The following is a 19020-nucleotide window of genomic DNA, read 5'->3' as shown; positions in this document are numbered from 1 at the left end:
CATGAGCTATCAGAACCCCTATACCCCGCCGCGCAAGTCCGCCACGTTCGATGACTATACGATGGCCGAAATCCGCCGTGCGGCGGCAACCGGCATCTATGATATTCGCGGTGGCGGCACCAAGCGCAAGGTTCCGCATTTCGATGATCTGCTGTTCCTGGGCGCGTCGATCTCGCGTTATCCGCTCGAAGGCTACCGCGAGAAATGTGACACGAGCGTCGTGCTTGGAACGCGCTTTGCCAAGAAGCCGATTGTCCTGAAGACACCGATCACGATTGCCGGCATGAGCTTCGGCGCGCTGTCCGGCAATGCCAAGGAGGCGCTTGGCCGGGGTGCGACGATCGCCGGAACGTCGACCACCACGGGCGATGGCGGCATGACGGACGAAGAGCGCGGACATTCCGAAATGCTCGTCTATCAGTATCTGCCGTCGCGCTACGGCATGAACCCGAAAGACTTGCGTCGTGCGGATGCAATCGAGATCGTCATCGGTCAGGGCGCTAAGCCCGGTGGTGGCGGCATGCTGCTTGGCCAGAAAATTTCCGATCGCGTCGCTCATATGCGCAACCTGCCGAAAGGCATCGACCAGCGCTCGGCCTGCCGTCATCCGGACTGGACTGGCCCGGACGATCTGGAAATCAAGATCCTCGAGCTGCGGGAAATCACCGACTGGCAAAAGCCGATCTATATCAAGGTCGGCGGTTCGCGGCCGTACTACGACACGGCACTTGCCGTGAAGGCCGGTGCCGATGTGGTCGTGCTCGACGGCATGCAGGGCGGAACGGCGGCAACGCAGGACGTCTTTATCGAGAATGTCGGCTTGCCGACACTCGCCTGCATTCGACCGGCCGTCCAGGCGCTGCAGGATCTCGGTATGCATCGCAAGGTGCAACTGATCATCTCCGGCGGTGTCCGCTCAGGTGCCGACGTCGCCAAGGCCTTAGCGCTTGGTGCCGATGCAGTCGCGATCGGCACGGCGGCCCTCGTTGCCATCGGCGACAACGATCCGCATTGGGAAGAAGAATATCAGAAGCTGGGAACAACGGCAGGTGCCTATGACGACTGGCACGAGGGCAAGGATCCGGCCGGCATCACGACGCAGGATCCGGAGCTTGCCAAGCGTCTCGATCCGGTTGCGGCCGGTCGCCGCCTGGCCAACTATCTCAAGGTGATGACGCTGGAGGCGCAGACGATCGCGCGCGCCTGCGGCAAGAACCATCTCCACAATCTGGAGCCGGAAGACCTCGTCGCTCTTACCCTTGAAGCCTCCGCGATGGCGCAGGTGCCGCTCGCCGGGACCAGCTGGATCCCTGGAAAAGGCGGCTTCTGACATGGCCCATTACACCGCCACCATCGTCTGGGAACGCGGCGATAGCGAGGTCTTCACCGACAATCGCTACAGCCGCGGCCATTCCTGGTCGTTTGATGGCGGTGTCAGCATTCGCGCCTCGTCATCACCGCATGTCGTGCCGCGCTATTCCGACCCGGCAGGGGTCGATCCGGAAGAGGCCTTCGTCGCCAGTCTTTCGTCCTGCCACATGATGAGCTTCCTCTATCTCGCGGCAAAGCGGGGACTGGTGGTCAATCGCTATGACGACACGGCCGAAGGCGCGATGGAAAAGAACGCGTCGGGCCATTTCTGGGTCAGCCGGGTAACGCTGCGGCCCCGCATCGCTTGGGAGGGCGATGTGCCGGAAAGGTCTGTCGTCGATGCCTTGCACCATCAGGCGCATGAGGAATGCTTCATCGCCAATTCGGTGCGCACCGAGGTTCGGTGCGAGCCGCATGATTAAAGGCCAGAGAGCCTTCACACAGGGGAACTTGCATGACAACGGAACTCGCAAGCTGGGCCAAGGAGCGCGGCGTAAAATACTTCATGATCAGCTATACGGACCTGTTCGGTGCGCAGCGCGCCAAGCTCGTGCCGACGCAGGCGATCGCCGACATGCAGGCGGATGGCGCTGGCTTTGCCGGTTTCGCGACCTGGCTGGACCTGACGCCGGCGCACCCTGATTTGTTTGCCCTGCCGGATGCCTCCTCCGCCATCCAGTTGCCCTGGAAGAAAGACGTCGCCTGGGTTGCAGCCGATTGTGTCATGGATGACAAACCGGTCGAGCAGGCGCCGCGCGTTCTGCTGAAAAGACTGGTCGCCGAAGCCGCCGAGCAGGGGCTTCGCGTCAAGACCGGCGTCGAGCCGGAATTTTTCCTGATTTCGCCGGATGGTTCGGTGATCTCGGACGAATACGACACGGCGGAAAAACCCTGCTACGACCAGCAGGCGGTGATGCGGCGTTATGATGTTATCGCCGAGATCTGCGATGCGATGCTCGAACTCGGCTGGAAGCCGTACCAGAACGACCATGAGGACGCGAATGGCCAGTTCGAGATGAACTGGGAGTATGACGACGCGCTACAGACGGCCGACAAACACTCTTTCTTCAAGTTCATGGTCAAGTCCATTGCCGAAAAGCATGGTTTGCGGGCGACGTTCATGCCCAAGCCTTTCAAGGGCCTGACCGGCAATGGTTGCCACGCCCATATTTCTGTCTGGGATCTCGAAGGCAAGACCAATGCATTTGCCGACAAGGCCATGCCGTTTGGTCTTTCGGCCAAGGGCCGCACCTTCCTCGGCGGCATCATGAAGCACGCCTCTGCGCTGGCCGCCGTCACCAACCCGACCGTCAATTCCTACAAGCGGATCAATGCGCCGCGGACGATCTCGGGTGCGACATGGGCGCCGAATTCGGTGACCTGGACCGGCAACAACCGGACCCACATGGTGCGCGTGCCCGGGCCCGGCCGTTTCGAACTGCGTCTGCCCGATGGCGCGGTCAATCCCTATCTGCTGCAGGCGATCATCATCGCTGCCGGTCTTTCGGGGCTTCGCACCAATGCCGATCCCGGTCCGCACCATGATATCGACATGTACAAGGACGGGCATACCATCAAGGATGCGCCGAAACTGCCGCTCAACCTTCTGGACGCCTTGCGCGAATACGACAAGGATGAGGAACTGAAGGCCGTGCTCGGGCATGAATTCTCCGCGTCCTATCTGAAGCTCAAACATCTCGAGTGGAACACGTACGCGTCCCAGTTTACCGAGTGGGAGCGACAGACGACGCTCGATATCTGAGCGTTGCGGCACGTTCGAAGTTCAGAAGAGACGCCATGGCCTGTTCCTGCTATCCGATGTCGCGAAACGGATGGCCGGGCAGGCCAGCGGCGCGATAGCTTCCGTTTACGATGCTGGCCGGTGGTGCCAGCCAATACCTCGAGCCAAGAGACTGACACCGATGAAAAGCTACGTACTCACCGTTTCCTGCAAATCCACGCGTGGCATCGTCGCTGCGATCACCGGTTACCTCGCGGAAGAAGGTTGCTACATCACCGACAGTTCCCAGTTCGACGATATGGAGACCGGTCTGTTCTTCATGCGCCTGACCTTCATCAGCCAGGAAGGTACTTCGCTGGAGACGCTGGAAAAAGGGTTTGAAGCCGTCAAGGTGCGCTTCGGCATGGAGTCTGCCATTCGCGACAGCGAACACCGGATGAAGGTGCTGCTGATGGTGTCGCGCTTCGGCCACTGCCTCAACGACCTTCTCTATCGCTGGAAGATCGGCGCGCTGCCGATCGAGATCGTCGGTGTCGTCTCCAACCATTTCGAATACCAGAAGGTCGTCGTCAACCACGATATTCCCTTCCACCATATCCCGGTGACGAAGGCCAACAAGGCGCAGGCAGAAGCCCGCATCATGGATGTGGTCGAACAGACCGGCACGGAACTGATCGTGCTCGCCCGTTATATGCAGATCCTGTCGGACTCGATGTGCCAGAAAATGTCCGGCAAGATCATCAACATCCACCACTCGTTCCTGCCGTCGTTCAAGGGCGCCAACCCCTACAAGCAGGCCTATGAGCGCGGCGTCAAGCTGATCGGTGCAACGGCGCATTACGTCACGGCCGATCTCGACGAGGGTCCGATCATCGAGCAGGATATCGCCCGCATCACCCATGCGCAGTCGGCCGAGGATTACGTCTCGATCGGGCGCGATGTCGAGAGCCAGGTTCTGGCCCGCGCGGTGCACGCCCATATCCACAATCGCACCTTCATCAACGGCAATCGCACCGTTGTCTTTCCGGCAAGCCCGGGCTCTTACGCTTCGGAACGCATGGGCTGATCCGGCGTTTTCCAACACCGGCCAGCGCTGAACGACCTGATCTCCGAACGCCAACCGCGTTCGGGGATTTTTTGTTTCGCGACTGCGCAATGCAACAGCCCGCCTGAACTAATTGTTTAGCCGATGTTATTTTTTACCCAGAGATTTTCGGCGTCCATCCCCTTAACCGTATGGGTGCAGTGCAGCAACGATTGCCTCTTGCCATGTTGAGTAAAATCAATATCACTAAACATATTGCTCAACACGGCGGAAACGCAGATGGCGGGCGAAGGGCGGGGAGCTCGGTAAAATCTATGATGTTTGATGGCGGCCCCGGCGGATGGCAGTCGCGCAGCCTTGCGCCCTTTTGAACCAGGGCCAAGTCCCGCGCGGAGAATGGGAATTCCCGAGACCGGCGTGGTGCCTGTCTCTGTATCTGGGAGGAATACATGCGGAAAATGACCAAGGCCCTTTTGGGGGCAACAACGGCGCTGACGCTTTCGACCGTGGCGCCAAGCGCATCGCAGGCAGCCGAGCTCACCTTGTGCTGGGCGGCATGGGATCCGGCAAATGCACTGGTCGAGCTTTCCAAGGATTTCACGGCGCAATCGGGCACCGACATGAAATTCGAGTTCGTGCCATGGCCGAACTTCGCCGATCGCATTCTCAATGAACTCAATGCCGGCGGCAAGCTCTGCGATCTTCTGATCGGCGACAGCCAGTGGCTCGGCGGTTCCGCCGAGAACGGGTATTACGTCAAGCTCAACGATTTCTTCGACAAGGAAGGAATCAAGATGAGCGATTTCGCCCAGGCGGCGGTCAACGCCTATTCGACCTGGCCGAAGGGCACGCCGAACTATTGGGCATTGCCGGCCATGGGTGACGCCAATGCCTGGTTCTATCGCAAGGACTGGTTCGCCAAGCCGGAAATCCAGGCCGAATTCAAGGCTGCGACCGGCCGTGACCTGGTGCCGCCGACGACCTGGCCGGAACTGCTGGAAACGGCGAAGTTCTTCAACGGCAAGGACATCGACGGCAAGAAGGTCTATGGCGCGGCGATCTTCACGGAGCGCGCTTCAGAAGGCATTACCATGGGCGCAACGCAGGCGCTTTATGCCAATGGTTTCAAGTATGAGATGACACCCGGCAAGTACGACATGGAAGGCGCCGTCAACTCCGCCGATGCCATCAAGGGGCTAGAGGAATACAAGGAACTCTACAAGTGCTGCACGCCGCCGGGTTATACCGACGCCTATATGGGTGAGACGCTCGATGCGTTCAAATCCGGCCAGGCGGCAATGGCGATGAACTGGTTTGCGTTCTTCCCCGGCCTCGTCAAGGACGAGAATGTCGGCGGCGACAAGATCGGCTTCTTCAACAATCCAAAGGGCACGACGAATGCGTCGACGCTGGGCGGGCAGGGGATTTCTGTCGTTGCCAACACCGACAACATGGATGGTGCGCTTGCCTATATCAAATGGTTCGCGCAGCCCGACGTGCAGAAGAAGTGGTGGTCGCTCGGCGGTTATGCCGTGCACAATGCGGTGTTGAACGATCCGTCCTTCAAGGATAGCCAGCCGTTTGCGGCCGACTTCCTCGTCGCCATGAACCAGGTGCAGGACTTCTGGCAGGAACCGTCCTACGCCATCCTGCTGCAGGCAACACAGAAACGCCTGCATGACTATGTCGTGGCCGACCAGGGCACGGCCAAGGAAGCCCTCGACGGGCTGGTCAAGGACTGGACCGAAGTCTTCGAAGACGACGGGAAACTCTGACATCCTCCCGGAATGGTCGCCCGGCTTCAGGGCTGGGCGGCCGCTTCCCGATGTGGTGCCGTTTCTTCATTCCAGGTGATGCCCGTGACCGATAACAATACAACCCTTCTGGACAAAGCTGCGGAGAAGGCCGTGCGGGCAACGCCCGTGCCGCTTGTCTACCGTGTCCGCGGCCTGTCCGATCGCTCGATCGCCTGGCTCTTCATCCTGCCGACGATCGTGCTGCTTCTCGCCATCAACATCTTTCCGCTGATCTGGGCGGTCTATCTGTCCTTCACGAATTTCCGGGCAAACCGCCCGAATGCCGAGATCGAGGGTGTTGGTTTCAGCAATTACCAGCGGGTGCTGACGGATCCGGATATCTGGCAGGCCATGCAGACGACGGCGCATTTCGTTTTCTGGACGATCCTGCTGCAGATGCTGATCGGCTTTGCGCTCGCCTACCTGATCGACCGCAAGTTTCGCGGCCATGCCTTCTGGACGACCGTCATCCTCATTCCGATGATGCTGTCGCCGGCGGTGGTCGGCAATTTCTGGCGGTTTCTCTACCAGCCGCAGATCGGCCTGTTTAACTATGTCTATGCCTTCTTTACTGGCGTGGAACCCTCGTCCTTCCAGATGCTCGGCTCCGTGACGCTGTCCCCCTGGGCGATCATCATCGTCGATACCTGGATGTGGACGCCCTATGTGATGCTGATCTGCCTGGCCGGGCTGCGCTCCATACCGGACTATATCTACGAGGCGGCGGAAGTGGACCGGGCGTCTGCCTGGCGGCAGTTCTGGTCGATCACCGTGCCGATGGCGCTGCCCTTCATCATGCTTGCGGTTCTCTTCCGGGCAATCGAGAATTTCAAGATGTTCGACATGGTCGTGCTTCTGACCGGCGGCGGACCGGGGTCGACGACCGAAGTCGCCTCGATCACCCTGAAGCGCGAGGCGTTTGAAAGCTGGCGCACCGGCCGGGCCTCGGCTTTCGCCATCATCCTTTTCGTTGCCGTCTTCGGGCTTGCCAACATCTATGTCAAAGCGCTGAACAGGGTGAAACAACGATGAGCACCGCAAACACCGCCCATTCCGTCGTCGAACCGAGCCAGACAAGCAAGCGCATCGCCGGTGCGATCATCATTCTCTACGCGATCATCACCATGGTGCCGCTCGCCTGGATTTTCCTGACCAGCTTCAAGTCGCCACCGGATTCGATCAGCTATCCGCCGAAGGTCGTCTTTCAGCCGACGCTGGAAGGGTATTGCAATCTCTTCACGACGCGGACCCGCCAGACACCGGAGTATATCCAGTCGCTCGGTGCGCCGGTCTCGACCTGCGACGAGATCACCCGAAACCGCAACATGGTGATCGCGGGACCGTCCAATTACTGGCCGCGGTTCCAGAATTCGCTGATCATCGCCTTCGGTTCGACCTTTCTTGCGGTTTTCCTCGGCACGCTTTCGGCCTATGGTTTCTCGCGCTTCAAGGTGCCGCTGGCCGACGATATCCTGTTCTTCATCCTGTCGACGCGCATGATGCCGCCGATTGCCGTGGCGATCCCGATCTACCTCATGTATCGCGAGCTTGGCCTGTCCGACACGGCGCTCGGCATGATCCTGCTCTATACCGCGGTCAACGTTTCGCTCGCCGTCTGGCTGCTCAAGGGCTTCATCGACGAAATCCCCAGGGAATACGAGGAAGCGGCGATGATCGACGGCTACACGCGGCTGCAGGCTTTCCGCAAGGTGGTTTTGCCGCAGGCGACGACCGGTATCGCAGCAACGGCGATCTTCTGCCTGATCTTCGCCTGGAACGAATATGCCTTCGCGGTTCTTTTGACCTCGGGTTCGGCGCAGACGGCCCCGCCCTTCATTCCGACGATCATCGGCGAGGGCGGGCAGGACTGGCCGGCGGTGGCTGCGGGAACGACGATCTTCCTCGTGCCGATCCTTGTCTTCACTATTCTCCTGCGCAAGCAGCTCCTGCGCGGCATCACCTTCGGAGCGGTTCGCAAATGACCAACGAGACCACCCCTCCCGCCAAGCCCAAACGTCCCTTCTTCCTTCGGCGCGGACCGATGGAGAACATCGCCACGGCCCTGATTGCCGTCGGCTTCCTGATGCTGTTCCAGCCGTTTGCGCTGGTTCTCTACACCTATTCGCTGGTCACGCTTCTTGCGGGGACCGTGATGTTCATCATTGTCTCGAAATTTCCGGAGTGAGCCATGGCCGAGATCAGGGTAGACAATCTGCGGAAAGCCTTCGGCGAGTTCGTCGCGGTGCAGGATTCGAGCTTCACGGTTGCCGATGGCGAATTCCTGGCGCTTCTCGGGCCGTCGGGCTGCGGCAAGACGACGACGCTACGGATGATCGCCGGGCTGGAACTGCCGACCAGCGGCCAGATCTTTCTTGATGGCGAGGATGTCAGCTTCAACAGGGCCAGCGCCCGCGACATCGCCTTCGTGTTCCAGCTTTTTGCCCTCTACCCGCATATGAATGTGCGCAAGAATATCGGTTTTCCGCTGCTGAGCCAGGGCGTGTCGAAGGCGGAGATCAGGACGCGGGTCGAGGAAACGGCAAAGCTGCTGCAGATCGGTCACATCCTCGACAAGTCCGTCTCAGGCCTTGCCGGCGGTGACCGCCAGCGGGTGGCGCTGGGCCGGGCGATCGTGCGACGGCCGAAGTGCTTCTTGATGGACGAGCCGCTCGGTACGCTCGATGCGGAGTTCCGGGAGGTCATGGTCCATGAATTGCGCGAGTTGCACAACCGCATCCATGCGACGACGGTCTACGTCACCCATGACCAGCACGAGGCGATGGCGATGGCCGACAAGATCGCCGTCATGAACCATGGCATCATCGAGCAGTTCGGCACGCCGCAGGAAATCTACAATCGCCCGGCCTCGATGTATGTCGCTGATTTCATCGGCTCGCCGCCGATGAACTTCCTGAAGTTCACGGCAGGGGTTCAGAAGGGTGATCGTTCGATCTCGCTCGAAGGCGTGGACGTCGCGCTGCCGGAAGTGCATCAGGATCTGGCACCCGGTGAACTGGCGCTCGGCGTGCGACCGGAACACATCCGTTTCAGCGACAGCGCTGCGCTGCGCGGTTCTGTCTATGGGGCCGAATATCTCGGCACCAACCAGATCGTTGCCGTCGAAACCGGCAAGGGTCTCCTGAAGGCACGCGTGCCGGCCGACCGGACGTTCAGGATCGGTGAGACCGTCGGCCTCGAACTCAACAGTGAAAAACTCTCCCTGTTCGACTGCGCTTCCGGTCGCGCCGTCCTGTCCTCGCTTCATACGGAGGCCCGTCATGGCTGAAGTTACGCTTCAATCCATCTCCAAGTCCTTCGCTGACAATCTGGCCGTGCAGGATCTGACGCTGACGATCCGTGATGGCGAATTCGTCGTCTTGCTCGGGCCGACCGGTGCCGGCAAGACGACGACGCTGCGGCTGATCGCCGGGCTGGAAAAGCCGGACAGCGGCCGGGTGACGATCGGCGGACAGGACATGGCAAGCCTTGCCCCTGCCAGTCGCGACGTCGCCTTCGTCTTCCAGCAATATTCGCTCTATCCGCATCTGACCGTCTACGAAAACCTCGCCTTTCCCCTGCGGTCTCCGGCGCGGCGGCTGTCCGCAGACGAGATCGATCGACGCGTCCGGGAAGTCGCCGGCATGGTGCGGATCGACCACAAGCTGGAAAACCGTTCGACGCGCCTGTCGGGTGGTGAGATGCAGCGCGTCGCGATCGGTCGTGCTTTGGTGCGCAAGCCGGCGATCTACCTGATGGACGAACCGCTGTCATCGCTCGATGCGAAGCTGCGGGGTGAATTGCGGCTGGAGCTGAAACGCATCCAGCGGGACCTCGGCTCGACGATGCTCTACGTCACCCACGATCAGATCGAGGCGATGACGATGGCCGACCGGATCGGCATTCTCGATAGCGGAAAGCTGGTGCAGATCGGCACGCCGCGGGACATCTACAGCAATCCGGCCAACCTGCATGTCGCCGCACGCCTCGGGCAACCGCACATCAATCTCCTGCCGGCAGGGCTTGTGCCGGGCGCGCAAGCGCCGCCGGGCACAAAGACGGTCGGCGCCCGCACCGAGCATCTGGAAATCCAGGCTGCCAACGGCAATGCCAATGCCCAGATCGACTGGATCGAACATCTGGGAGACCAGAGCCACCTGCACATGCGGATCGCCGGCCACAAGCTGGTGACGCTCGCCAATCCCTATGTTCCGGTCAAGCCGGGCGACAATATCACCTTGACGCTGAAGGATCCGCTCTATTTCGGTGCGGATGGGCAGCGCTTGATGTGATGCAGAACAGGCGATTGCTTTCTTTCCCGTGCGCGGAAAGGATGCCGATTGGAAACACACTGGATGAACGCGATGAAACACTTTTTCAACCGCAAGGAAAACATCGTCACCGAAGCGCTCGACGGGCTGCTGCGAACCACGCCTGCCGGCATGCTGGCGCGGCTGGACAGCTATCCGGAGATCAAGGTGATCCTGCGTGCCGACTGGGACAAGTCCCGTGTTGCGGTCATTTCCGGCGGCGGTGCCGGCCATGAGCCCTCGCATGCCGGTTTCGTCGGCAGGGGCATGCTGACGGCGGCGGTGTCCGGCGAAATCTTTGCCTCGCCCAGTGTCGATGCGGTGCTGACCGCGATCCGGGCCGTGACCGGCAGGCCGGGCTGCCTGCTGGTCGTCAAGAATTACACCGGTGACCGCCTGAACTTCGGTCTTGCGGCGGAGAAGGCCCGTTCCGAAGGTTTTGATGTCGAGATGGTCATCGTTGCCGACGATATTGCGCTTCCGGAGATCAACCAGCCACGCGGTGTCGCCGGCACGCTCTTCGTGCACAAGATTGCCGGTCATCTCGCTGAAAGCGGCGCCAGTCTTGCGGAAGTGGCAGCGGCTGCGAGGGCAGTAGCGCTTGATATCGTCTCTCTCGGCGTGTCGTTTTCCTCTTGCTCCATCCCTGGCCAGGGGTTTGAAGACCGGCTCGGGCCGCAGGAGGGTGAACTCGGCCTTGGCATTCATGGCGAGCCGGGGATCGAGCGCATTGCCGTCCAGCCGGCCGATGACATTCTTGCAACCATGATCGATCGCCTGTCCGCCGAGATGACGCCGGATGTGCCCCATGCCCTGCTGATCAACAATCTCGGTGCCGTTCCGCCGCTCGAGATGACGCTGCTTGCCAATGCGGTTCTGGCCGGACCGCTTGGTAAGACAGTGTCGCTGACGATTGGTCCGGCGCCGATGATGACGGCGCTGAACATGAACGGCTTTTCGCTCTCTCTCGTCCGTCTCGATGCAGCGCGCGAACAGGCGCTGCGCGCGCCCGTTGCGCCGCATGCCTGGGTCCCGGCGGTTGCCTGCCACGATATCGCGATCGTCGCCGCGCCGCAGGGGGCGGTTGGCGAAGGTGCTGTTGAAGCCAGCACGGATGCTGCAGCCGAGCGTGTTCTCGTTCTCGTCTGCAATCGTCTGGTCGCACTCGAAGCGGATCTCAACCGTCTCGATGCCAAGGCTGGCGATGGCGATACGGGCTCGACGATGGCTGGCGGTGCGCGCAGCATTCTGGCGCAGACGGCGCGCCTTCCGCTTGCCGACCGGGGAGCGACGTTGGCGCGGATCGGCGATCTGCTCGGCACCAGCATGGGTGGATCGAGCGGTGTGCTGCTGTCGATCTTTTTCACCGCTGCCGCAAAGGCATATGCCGCCAAGCCGGATATGCCGGCAGCACTTCTGTCGGGTCTGGAGCGCATGACATTTTATGGCGGCGCCCATCCGGGGGATCGCACCATGGTCGACGCACTCGAACCGGCCCTGAAGGCACTGGCTGAAACGGGATTGCGCGCCGCTGCGCTGGCGGCCGCGAAGGGCGCCGAGGCGACGCAATCGATGCGCAAGGCCAGGGCCGGTCGCTCTGCCTATATCGGCGAGCGCGAACTCGACGGCGTCATGGACCCGGGCGCGCATGCGGTTGCGCAGGTCTTTGCGGCCCTTGCAGACGGTCTGGATCCTGCATGAACGCGGCCTGCCAGATCGCTCCGATGCCCGTTCTGGTCCGGATCGGTCCCGTGATCGCTGCCTGTTGTGCGGACATTGCGCGGCATGCCGATCGCCTCAACCGGCTGGATGGTGCGATTGGCGACGGTGATCATGGAACCAACATGCAGCGCGGCTGCGAGGCGCTTCTGGCCGAGAGCCAACGGCTCGAAGCCCTGCCGCTTGCCCAATCCCTGGCGGAAGCCGGCCGCATACTCGTGATGACGATCGGCGGGGCTGCAGGGCCGCTTTACGGAACGCTTCTGATGGAACTGGGCAGGGCGATGTCGGAAACCAGCGGCACGGATGATTTTCCGACAGCCTTCGCGCATGCGGTGAACGCTGTTGCGAGACGGGGAAAGTCAGGGACCGGCGACAAGACGCTTCTCGACGTCCTGTTTCCGCTCAGCGATTTGCTGGCTGCGGACAACAAGTTTGAAACCACGCCGGCGAAGGTCGCGGCCTTGGCAGAAATGACGGTTGCCATGCGGGCAAGGCGCGGGCGTGCGTCGTTCCTGGGGGAGCGGTCCATCGGCCATATGGACCCGGGCGCCGCCAGCTGCGCGCTGCTGGTCGCGGCCGTGTGTCGGGAAATCAACGGGGGACGCCGGGCATGAGCGCTGCCACCCCGAATGTCGGTATCGTCATCGTCTCCCATTCGCCGCTGATCGCCAGGGGGGCGGCCGACATGGTGCGCCAGATGGTTGGCGACAGCGTGCCGCTCGCCTGGTGCGGCGGCAATCCGGCTGGTGGCCTCGGAACCGATATGGCCGCGATCCTGCAGGCGATCGAGGCTGCCTGGTCGGAGGCCGGCGTGGCAATCTTCGTCGATCTCGGTGGCGCTGAAACCAACAGCGAGATGGCTGTCGAGGCGATCGGCGCGCCACGGTCGGCGCGCATTGCCATCTGCAATGCACCGATCGTCGAGGGCGCTGTGATGGCCGCGGCCGAAGCCTCAGGCGGCGCATCGCTGGCGCGGGTCGTTGCGACCGCAGAGGAGCTTTCCCCCTCATGACGGAGAAACGGCCAAGTCTACAGGCAGAGGTGTCGTCTCCCGGGCCAGCTGCATCGGTCGAGCTGCTGATCACCCATGGGGTCGGGCTGCATGCCCGCCCGTCTGTACTGTTCACCCGGCTTGCCAAGAGCTTTCCCTGCACGATCGAGATCGAGGTCAACCGTTCCGGCCAATGGCTCAACGCCAAGAGCATCGTCAAGGTAATGGGCGCGCGCATCCGCAAGGGATCGACGCTGCGCATCCGGGCGCAGGGCCTGAAAGCGCAGGAGGCCATAGAGGGCATCGAGGCGCTGTTTGCGAGTGATTTCGGCGAGCCCGGCGCTGATGAAAGATCGCATGTCCGGGGCGCGTGACCTGCGCGGGCAGGGCAATGGCATCGGCCTTGCCGTGGGGCAGGCGCATCTCGGCGCAGATCCCTTCATGACAGTGCCAGCCATTCAGTCCGGCAGTCCGCAGACGCTTGTGATGGCGATTGATGCGGCGATTGCCGACCTCCAGGCGTTGATCGCCGTGTCGGAGCGCCGCAGCCGCGACATTCTTGAATTCCAGGTCGAAATGCTGTCCGATCCTGTCACCCGCGCCATGGGCGCGGATCGGCCGGATGCAGCGTCCGACGCAGTCCTTGCCTGGGTCTCTGCGATCGAGGACTATATTGCCGGCTTCGAAAGCTCGGAGGATGCCGATATCCAGGCCCGGGCCATGGATGTGATCGACATGCGAAACCGTGTCCTTGATGTCCTGAATGGCACCAGAGCGGACGATTTTCCGGCCGGGTCCATCTTCGTCGGGGTGGATATCGCGCCGAGCCATTTTCTGGCGCATGACTGGACTGCGGGTGGCGGCATCGTGCTGAGCGCCGGCAGCACCGCAAGCCATGTCGCGCTGCTTGCCCGTGCGCTGTCGGTGCCGATGGTCGTCGGCTCGGACCCGTTTTCTGTCGAGAATGGTACGCTTCTTTTGGTCGATGGCCGGCGCGGGCTGGTGATGATCGAGCCCGGCGAGGCGGCTATTGCGGCGGCTATGCTGGCTTCTGATCGGGCTGCCGATGCCGAAAGGGCAACGTCGCCTGCCTCTCTTTTTTCTTCGGCTGACAGCACGCAAGGCGATACGCTCTGCCTCGTCAATATCGACCATCCCGCGGAGCTTGCTGCTGTGCCTGCGGATTGTGCCGGCATCGGGCTGTTGCGCAGCGAGTTGCTGATGGCATCGGGTGCGGATCTCGCCAATGAGGAGCGACAATACCGTCTCTATGGCGAAGTCCTGCGCTGGGCCGGCGCGCGGCCCGTGACGGTGCGGCTGCTGGATCTGGGTGGTGACAAGGCGCTGGGCGGATTTGGCGAGAGCGAGCGCAACCCGTTCCTCGGATTGCGGGGCATCCGCCTGCTGCTCGCCCATCCCGATCTTTTGCGGGTGCAGGCGCGCGCCTTGCTGCGGGCATCGGTGCTTGGAAATCTCAAGGTCATGCTGCCGATGGTCACGGTCCACTCCGAGATCGTTGAAGCCCAGCGCATCTTTGCCGAGGAAGCGCAGGCCCTTGCGCGCAGGCACATCGAGGCACGCCTGCCGGATATCGGCATGATGGTGGAGGTTCCGGCGGCGGCGCTGATGCTCGACAGTTTTACAACTGCCGATTTCTTTTCCCTTGGCACAAATGATCTCGCCCAGTATCTGGCGGCCGCTGCCCGGGACAATGCGGCCCTGTCCAATCTCTACGACCAGACCCGGCCGGCATTGCTGCGGCTGGTCCGGCAGACGGTGTCGACGGCGCAGGCGATGGGCAAGCCGATCTCCATCTGCGGCGATCTCGCCGGTCGTCCGGACGCTTTGCCGGCGCTGCTCGACTGCGGGCTGCGGCAGTTTTCCGTTGCCCCCCGACAGCTTGCGGCCCTAAAGACAGCGCTTCATCATGCGAAGACGGGAAGCTGACAATGGCGCGCGACGCAAACGAAGATGCGATCACCGGCTATAAGGCGATTCTTGCCGCGATCATCGACAACCGGCCGTCCGGGACGCGCCAGCGCCTGGCCGCGGCTCTCGGCAAACATCGCAGCTTCGTTACCCAGATAACCAGCCCGAGCTATTCCACCCCCCTGCCGGCGCGACACCTGGCAACGATCTTCCAGGTCTGCCATGTCAGCAAGGCGGAGCAGGATCGCTTTCTGGACGCCTATCAACTGGCCCATCCCGGAAAGCTGCCGGATCTCGGCCATGCTGCAGGCCTGCGACAACTGACGCTGATGGTCGCGGATTTCGGGGATGACAAGAAAAACCAGCTGCTCGATGAGGCCATTCAGGATTTTATCCAGAAGATGGTCTCGCTTTCGCGCGAGGCCGATTAGTATGCGGTCTGCCAAAATTCTCCAGCAGAGCCTTGCTGCGACGGGACTGGAAAATTTCCGCTGCTCGGGTACGATCGGTAGCGGGGGAGCGCGATGAAGAAATTCATGAACGAGGCGGGATCGCTGGCGGCCGATAGCCTGGACGGTTTTGTCGGGGCCCATGACGATCTGGTTGCGTTCGGGCAGGACAGGAAACATGTACGTCGCCGAGTTCTGTCGCCTGGCAAGGTCGCCATCATTGCCGGTGGCGGCGCTGGCCATGAACCGATGCATGTGGGCTTTATTGGCAAGGGCATGCTGGATGCCGCCTGCACCGGCCACGTCTTCACTTCGCCAACACCGGATCAGATCCTCGGCGCAATCCGGGAGACGGACAACGGCGCCGGCGTCCTTCTGATCGTCAAGAATTATGATGGCGACCTGATGAATTTCGAGATGGCGGCGGAAATGGCTGTTTCCGACGGGGGGCACCGGATCGAAACCTTGATCGTCAACGACGATATTGCCGTCGAGCGGACCGCGCGCGGAACCGGGCGCCGGGGTGTGGCCGGCACGCTCGTCGTCGAGAAAATCGTCGGCGCTGCGGCCGAGGCCGGTCTTGATCTTTTTTCGCTGAAGGCTGTCGGGGAAAGCGCAATCGCTGCGACCCGCACCATGGGCGTCGCCCTGAAGGGCGCGACCGTTCCGCAGACGACGCGGGAAACCTTCGTGCTTGGCGAAACCGAGATGGAGGTGGGCGTCGGCATTCATGGCGAACCCGGTCGCTCGCGGCAGGACATCGCCGATGCGGCAACGATCGCAAGCCTTATCTGCAGGCAGATCCTCGATGACCTCGAGCCTGCGCAGGGACAGCGCATCCTGCTGTTCGTTAACGGTCTCGGCGCAACGCCACCCTCCGAGCTCTATCTGATGTTCGGTCTCGCGCGGCGCTTCTTCGAAGCGCACGGTCTGGTCGTCTGTCGCAAACTCGTCGGCACCTATGCCACCTCACTCGACATGGCCGGCATGTCCATTACCGTGACCCTTTTGGACGATGCGTCGCTCGGATTATGGGATGCGCCTGTTCATAGCGCTGCCTTGCATTGGTAAGTCTATACTGTCACTAGGCCATCAAACTGGCCCGGCGATCTCGATCGGCGTTCCGTCCGAAAAGCGCGAAAAGCGGAAGGGCAGGGGATCAACGATCGGTGGATTGCCCATCACCAGATCGGCTGTCAGATGGCCGGCGCCGGGTCCGATGCCGAAACCATGGCCGGAAAATCCGGTGGCGATGGTCAGTCCGGGGACGGTATCGACAGTCGATATCACAGGCACAGCGTCGGGCGTCACGTCGATCAGCCCGGCCCAGATCTGCAAGGGCTGCGCGGCCTTCAGAACGGGGATCGCTTCTGCTGCGGCCTTCAGGGCGGACAGGGCCGAGCGTCCGTCGGGCTTCGGGTCAAGGATGCGATGCCGCTCGAACGCGCCTGGCCGATCCAGTGCCGGTGCCGACAGCTCGAAGATTTCCTGCCAGCTGCGGGCGCTCAGTCCCACTTGCACGCTGTCACCTTCGGCCTTGCGGGCCGGTTGGAAATCCCGGTAGAAAACCAGGCTGTCAGGCACGATCGCGTGCTGGTTTTCGGCGCTGTGGGCAATCGTGTAGCCGCCGTCGAAGCGCTTCCGATAGGCATAGGTTCCGTCCGCACCGGCGCCGTCCGGTCCGCCGTCGACGGGGCTGGTGCGGAGCACGGAATTGCGCACCTTGAGCTGCGGCAGCCGCAGGCCAAGCCCCTTGCAGAACAGCCTTGACCAGGCGCCGCCGGCCAGAACAATCGCCGATGTTTCAATGCGGCCTCGTTCGGTGATGACGGCGGAAATCCGGCCGGCCTGTTTCTCGACGCCGCGCACGGCGCAGCCGGTCACGATCCGGGCGCCGGCCTTGCGCGCGCCGGTGGCGATCGCGGGAACTGCCTTTTGCGGTTCGGCGCGGGCGTCGCTTTTGGTATACATCGCGCCCTTGTAGCGGGCGACGGCGCCCGGCATCAGGGTGGCTGTCTCGTCCATGCCGATCAGGCGGCTGTCGAGCCCGTTCGCCCTTGCATGGGCGAGCCAGGCCTGATGCTCTTCGATTTCCCTGTCTGTCTGCGCCAGATAGAGGATGCCAGAGCGCCGAAACCCGGTTTTCCCGCCGACGCGTTCGTCCAGGCCGTCCCAGATTTTGAGCGATTCCACCGCAAGCGGAATTTCGCGGCGGTCGCGACCCATGACGCGCACCCAGCCCCAGTTGCGGCTCGATTGCTCGCCGCCGAGCACGCCCTTTTCACAGAGCACGACATCGACACCGCGCTCCGCCAGAAACAGCGCGGTACTGACGCCGATGATGCCGCCACCGATGATGACGACGTCAGCTTTGGTGGGTAGGGCGTGGTCTGTTTCCGTGGTGTCGAGGATCGGGCCGGGCATGCAAGTGGTCTCCGCCTTGGGCAAAACAGTCGATCTGGCTTTGCATGCTCCGTACTGTCTTTCAAGACGGAAAATCCGGCAGATGAAGACATAACATCGGCATCTGGCACCGCGTTTCAGGCGGGAAGGGTGTGGGCGTCGCTTTCGCCTTCGATCAGGTCTTCGGACCACACTTTGCGCGGGTCCGCGTCGGGATAGAGGTGGCTGAAGGCAGGCATGGTTGCCAGCAGCGCTTCGGCCAGCGCAATGCCGAGATCGCGGCGCGACAGGGTGAAGCCAGTCAGGCTGGGCGACAGGAAATGCGATTGCGGGCTCTGCCGCCCGATGATCGCGATATCACGGCCAGGTTTCACCCCGGCTTCGCTCAATCCCCTGTAAAACCCGATGGCGATGGTTTCATTGACCAAGAGAATGGCCGTCGGCCTGTCTGTCATTGCAAGCAGTTGCCGGGCGACCTGATAGCCGCCGGCCTCGTTGGGCAGGGAGCTGAAGATCAGCTCCGGATCGAGTGCGAGCCCGTGTCCAGCAAGCGCCCTTGCGCTCTGGTCGACGAAGAGATGACCGAGATTGACGTCGTCATGCGGACGGGTGACCGCGATGCGGCGGTGGCCCCTTGCCACGAGACGGTCGATCGAGATTTGCGCCATGCCTTCGAAATCGAGGTCGAGCCAGGGCTGGCCGACATCGGTCAGGCTGCGGCCGAGCGTGACGAAGGGAATTTTCCGCTTCGCCAGAAACTCGAAACGCGGATCGTGGCGCTGCGTGGCCGAGAGGATGAGGCCGTCGGCAAAACCGCGCGCCACGACACGCTTGAGATAATCGTCGGGATCCTCCGATGAGGAACACAGGAGGGCGACAAGATCGAGCCTGTGCCGGGCGAATACGGTCTGGATGCCGTCAAACACGCTCATGAAGAACGTGTCGCCCTGACCGGTGATTTCCGTACCGGTCTGCATCATGAAGCCGATAATGTTGGTTGTGCCCTGGCGCAGACTGCGGCCCGACTGGTTCGGCACATAGCCAAGTTCGGTTGCCGCCTGGAGAACGCGTCGGCGGGTTTCCTCGTTGACGTCGGGGCGGCCGTTCAGCGCCCGCGAGACCGTGCCGATCGAAATATCGAGATGTTGTGCAAGCCTGCGTATGCCGGTCATTTCACCTGCGTCCAACGTATGATTTCAGCCCCACTGAGACTCCTCTCTTGACACGTTTCAAAAATGGAACATAGTACCGTAAACGTTTACGGTG

The 19020-nt window shown here is 61.9% G+C and carries 19 protein-coding genes; 17 read left to right on the top strand and 2 right to left on the bottom strand.

What is annotated here, in order from left to right:
• Position 1: 1 nt before the first annotated feature.
• The 17 genes from AX760_RS00780 (at position 2) to dhaK (ending at position 16422) form a co-directional block, all read left to right on the top strand.
• On the top strand, positions 2-1330 hold the full coding sequence (locus AX760_RS00780) for an FMN-binding glutamate synthase family protein (RefSeq protein ID WP_071830918.1): 1329 nt from the start codon (positions 2-4) through the stop codon (positions 1328-1330).
• A 1-nt stretch (position 1331) separates the two neighbouring features.
• Positions 1332-1793: an OsmC family protein gene (locus AX760_RS00775; protein ID WP_071830917.1), complete on the top strand. Its 462-nt coding sequence runs from the start codon at positions 1332-1334 to the stop codon at positions 1791-1793.
• A gap of 32 nt (positions 1794-1825) precedes the next feature.
• A complete protein-coding gene (gene glnT / locus AX760_RS00770) occupies positions 1826-3133 on the top strand; it encodes a type III glutamate--ammonia ligase (protein WP_071830916.1) in 1308 nt (435 codons plus the stop codon).
• Positions 3134-3293: 160 nt separating this feature from the next.
• Positions 3294-4178 carry a formyltetrahydrofolate deformylase gene (gene purU / locus AX760_RS00765; RefSeq protein ID WP_071830915.1) on the top strand — a complete coding sequence of 295 codons (885 nt, stop codon included), beginning with the start codon at positions 3294-3296 and terminating at the stop codon, positions 4176-4178.
• A gap of 428 nt (positions 4179-4606) precedes the next feature.
• Positions 4607-5932: an ABC transporter substrate-binding protein gene (locus tag AX760_RS00760; protein WP_071830914.1), complete on the top strand. Its 1326-nt coding sequence runs from the start codon at positions 4607-4609 to the stop codon at positions 5930-5932.
• A 78-nt stretch (positions 5933-6010) separates the two neighbouring features.
• Positions 6011-6985, top strand: coding sequence for a carbohydrate ABC transporter permease (locus tag AX760_RS00755; protein ID WP_425348796.1), 975 nt, complete (start codon positions 6011-6013; stop codon positions 6983-6985).
• Complete coding sequence (locus AX760_RS00750) at positions 6982-7935, top strand: carbohydrate ABC transporter permease (RefSeq protein WP_071830913.1); 954 nt, start codon at positions 6982-6984, stop codon at positions 7933-7935. Before AX760_RS00755 ends, AX760_RS00750 begins: the two co-directional genes overlap by 4 nt.
• Positions 7932-8138: a hypothetical protein gene (locus tag AX760_RS00745; protein WP_071830912.1), complete on the top strand. Its 207-nt coding sequence runs from the start codon at positions 7932-7934 to the stop codon at positions 8136-8138. Before AX760_RS00750 ends, AX760_RS00745 begins: the two co-directional genes overlap by 4 nt.
• Positions 8139-8141: 3 nt before the next feature.
• A complete protein-coding gene (locus tag AX760_RS00740) occupies positions 8142-9239 on the top strand; it encodes an ABC transporter ATP-binding protein (protein WP_071830911.1) in 1098 nt (365 codons plus the stop codon).
• The gene (locus AX760_RS00735; RefSeq protein ID WP_071830910.1) at positions 9232-10242 is read left to right on the top strand and encodes an ABC transporter ATP-binding protein; all 1011 of its coding nucleotides are present in this window, start codon (positions 9232-9234) and stop codon (positions 10240-10242) included. Before AX760_RS00740 ends, AX760_RS00735 begins: the two co-directional genes overlap by 8 nt.
• A 72-nt stretch (positions 10243-10314) precedes the next feature.
• On the top strand, positions 10315-11961 hold the full coding sequence (locus tag AX760_RS00730) for a dihydroxyacetone kinase subunit DhaK (protein WP_071831034.1): 1647 nt from the start codon (positions 10315-10317) through the stop codon (positions 11959-11961).
• Positions 11958-12596: a dihydroxyacetone kinase subunit DhaL gene (dhaL, locus tag AX760_RS00725; protein WP_245294902.1), complete on the top strand. Its 639-nt coding sequence runs from the start codon at positions 11958-11960 to the stop codon at positions 12594-12596. The genes AX760_RS00730 and dhaL overlap by 4 nt, the downstream gene beginning before the upstream one ends.
• Complete coding sequence (gene dhaM / locus AX760_RS00720) at positions 12593-12994, top strand: dihydroxyacetone kinase phosphoryl donor subunit DhaM (RefSeq protein ID WP_071830909.1); 402 nt, start codon at positions 12593-12595, stop codon at positions 12992-12994. The genes dhaL and dhaM overlap by 4 nt, the downstream gene beginning before the upstream one ends.
• Positions 12991-13347 (top strand): HPr family phosphocarrier protein, encoded by a 357-nt coding sequence (locus AX760_RS00715; protein WP_083531021.1) that lies wholly within the window; start codon positions 12991-12993, stop codon positions 13345-13347. The genes dhaM and AX760_RS00715 overlap by 4 nt, the downstream gene beginning before the upstream one ends.
• A complete protein-coding gene (locus tag AX760_RS00710) occupies positions 13319-14920 on the top strand; it encodes a putative PEP-binding protein (protein ID WP_087149123.1) in 1602 nt (533 codons plus the stop codon). Before AX760_RS00715 ends, AX760_RS00710 begins: the two co-directional genes overlap by 29 nt.
• A gap of 2 nt (positions 14921-14922) precedes the next feature.
• The gene (locus AX760_RS00705) at positions 14923-15333 is read left to right on the top strand and encodes a hypothetical protein (RefSeq protein ID WP_071830906.1); all 411 of its coding nucleotides are present in this window, start codon (positions 14923-14925) and stop codon (positions 15331-15333) included.
• Positions 15334-15426: 93 nt separating this feature from the next.
• Complete coding sequence (dhaK, locus tag AX760_RS00700; RefSeq protein ID WP_071830905.1) at positions 15427-16422, top strand: dihydroxyacetone kinase subunit DhaK; 996 nt, start codon at positions 15427-15429, stop codon at positions 16420-16422.
• 21 nt (positions 16423-16443) lie between these two features.
• On the opposite strand, the gene AX760_RS00695 is transcribed toward dhaK, so the two are convergent.
• Entirely contained in the window at positions 16444-17775 is a 1332-nt protein-coding gene (locus tag AX760_RS00695) for an NAD(P)/FAD-dependent oxidoreductase (RefSeq protein WP_071830904.1), read from the bottom strand.
• Positions 17776-17891: 116 nt separating this feature from the next.
• The gene (locus AX760_RS00690; protein WP_071830903.1) at positions 17892-18926 is read right to left on the bottom strand and encodes a LacI family DNA-binding transcriptional regulator; all 1035 of its coding nucleotides are present in this window, start codon (positions 18924-18926) and stop codon (positions 17892-17894) included.
• Positions 18927-19020: the final 94 nt, after the last annotated feature.

The sequence above is a fragment of the Pararhizobium antarcticum genome (genome assembly GCF_001885585.1).
In the GTDB taxonomy this organism is placed as follows: domain Bacteria; phylum Pseudomonadota; class Alphaproteobacteria; order Rhizobiales; family Rhizobiaceae; genus Pararhizobium; species Pararhizobium antarcticum.
The sequence above is the reverse complement of the archived record's forward strand: the minus strand, read 5'-3'. Positions and strand labels throughout refer to the sequence as shown.

Coding starts and splice junctions, on each gene's coding strand:
- AX760_RS00780 (WP_071830918.1), top strand. CDS start 2: ATGAGCTATCAGAACCCCTATACCCCGCCGCGCAAGTCCGCCACGTTC.
- AX760_RS00775 (WP_071830917.1), top strand. CDS start 1,332: ATGGCCCATTACACCGCCACCATCGTCTGGGAACGCGGCGATAGCGAG.
- glnT (WP_071830916.1), top strand. CDS start 1,826: ATGACAACGGAACTCGCAAGCTGGGCCAAGGAGCGCGGCGTAAAATAC.
- purU (WP_071830915.1), top strand. CDS start 3,294: ATGAAAAGCTACGTACTCACCGTTTCCTGCAAATCCACGCGTGGCATC.
- AX760_RS00760 (WP_071830914.1), top strand. CDS start 4,607: ATGCGGAAAATGACCAAGGCCCTTTTGGGGGCAACAACGGCGCTGACG.
- AX760_RS00755 (WP_425348796.1), top strand. CDS start 6,011: ATGCCCGTGACCGATAACAATACAACCCTTCTGGACAAAGCTGCGGAG.
- AX760_RS00750 (WP_071830913.1), top strand. CDS start 6,982: ATGAGCACCGCAAACACCGCCCATTCCGTCGTCGAACCGAGCCAGACA.
- AX760_RS00745 (WP_071830912.1), top strand. CDS start 7,932: ATGACCAACGAGACCACCCCTCCCGCCAAGCCCAAACGTCCCTTCTTC.
- AX760_RS00740 (WP_071830911.1), top strand. CDS start 8,142: ATGGCCGAGATCAGGGTAGACAATCTGCGGAAAGCCTTCGGCGAGTTC.
- AX760_RS00735 (WP_071830910.1), top strand. CDS start 9,232: ATGGCTGAAGTTACGCTTCAATCCATCTCCAAGTCCTTCGCTGACAAT.
- AX760_RS00730 (WP_071831034.1), top strand. CDS start 10,315: ATGAAACACTTTTTCAACCGCAAGGAAAACATCGTCACCGAAGCGCTC.
- dhaL (WP_245294902.1), top strand. CDS start 11,958: ATGAACGCGGCCTGCCAGATCGCTCCGATGCCCGTTCTGGTCCGGATC.
- dhaM (WP_071830909.1), top strand. CDS start 12,593: ATGAGCGCTGCCACCCCGAATGTCGGTATCGTCATCGTCTCCCATTCG.
- AX760_RS00715 (WP_083531021.1), top strand. CDS start 12,991: ATGACGGAGAAACGGCCAAGTCTACAGGCAGAGGTGTCGTCTCCCGGG.
- AX760_RS00710 (WP_087149123.1), top strand. CDS start 13,319: ATGAAAGATCGCATGTCCGGGGCGCGTGACCTGCGCGGGCAGGGCAAT.
- AX760_RS00705 (WP_071830906.1), top strand. CDS start 14,923: ATGGCGCGCGACGCAAACGAAGATGCGATCACCGGCTATAAGGCGATT.
- dhaK (WP_071830905.1), top strand. CDS start 15,427: ATGAAGAAATTCATGAACGAGGCGGGATCGCTGGCGGCCGATAGCCTG.
- AX760_RS00695 (WP_071830904.1), bottom strand. CDS start 17,775: ATGCCCGGCCCGATCCTCGACACCACGGAAACAGACCACGCCCTACCC.
- AX760_RS00690 (WP_071830903.1), bottom strand. CDS start 18,926: ATGACCGGCATACGCAGGCTTGCACAACATCTCGATATTTCGATCGGC.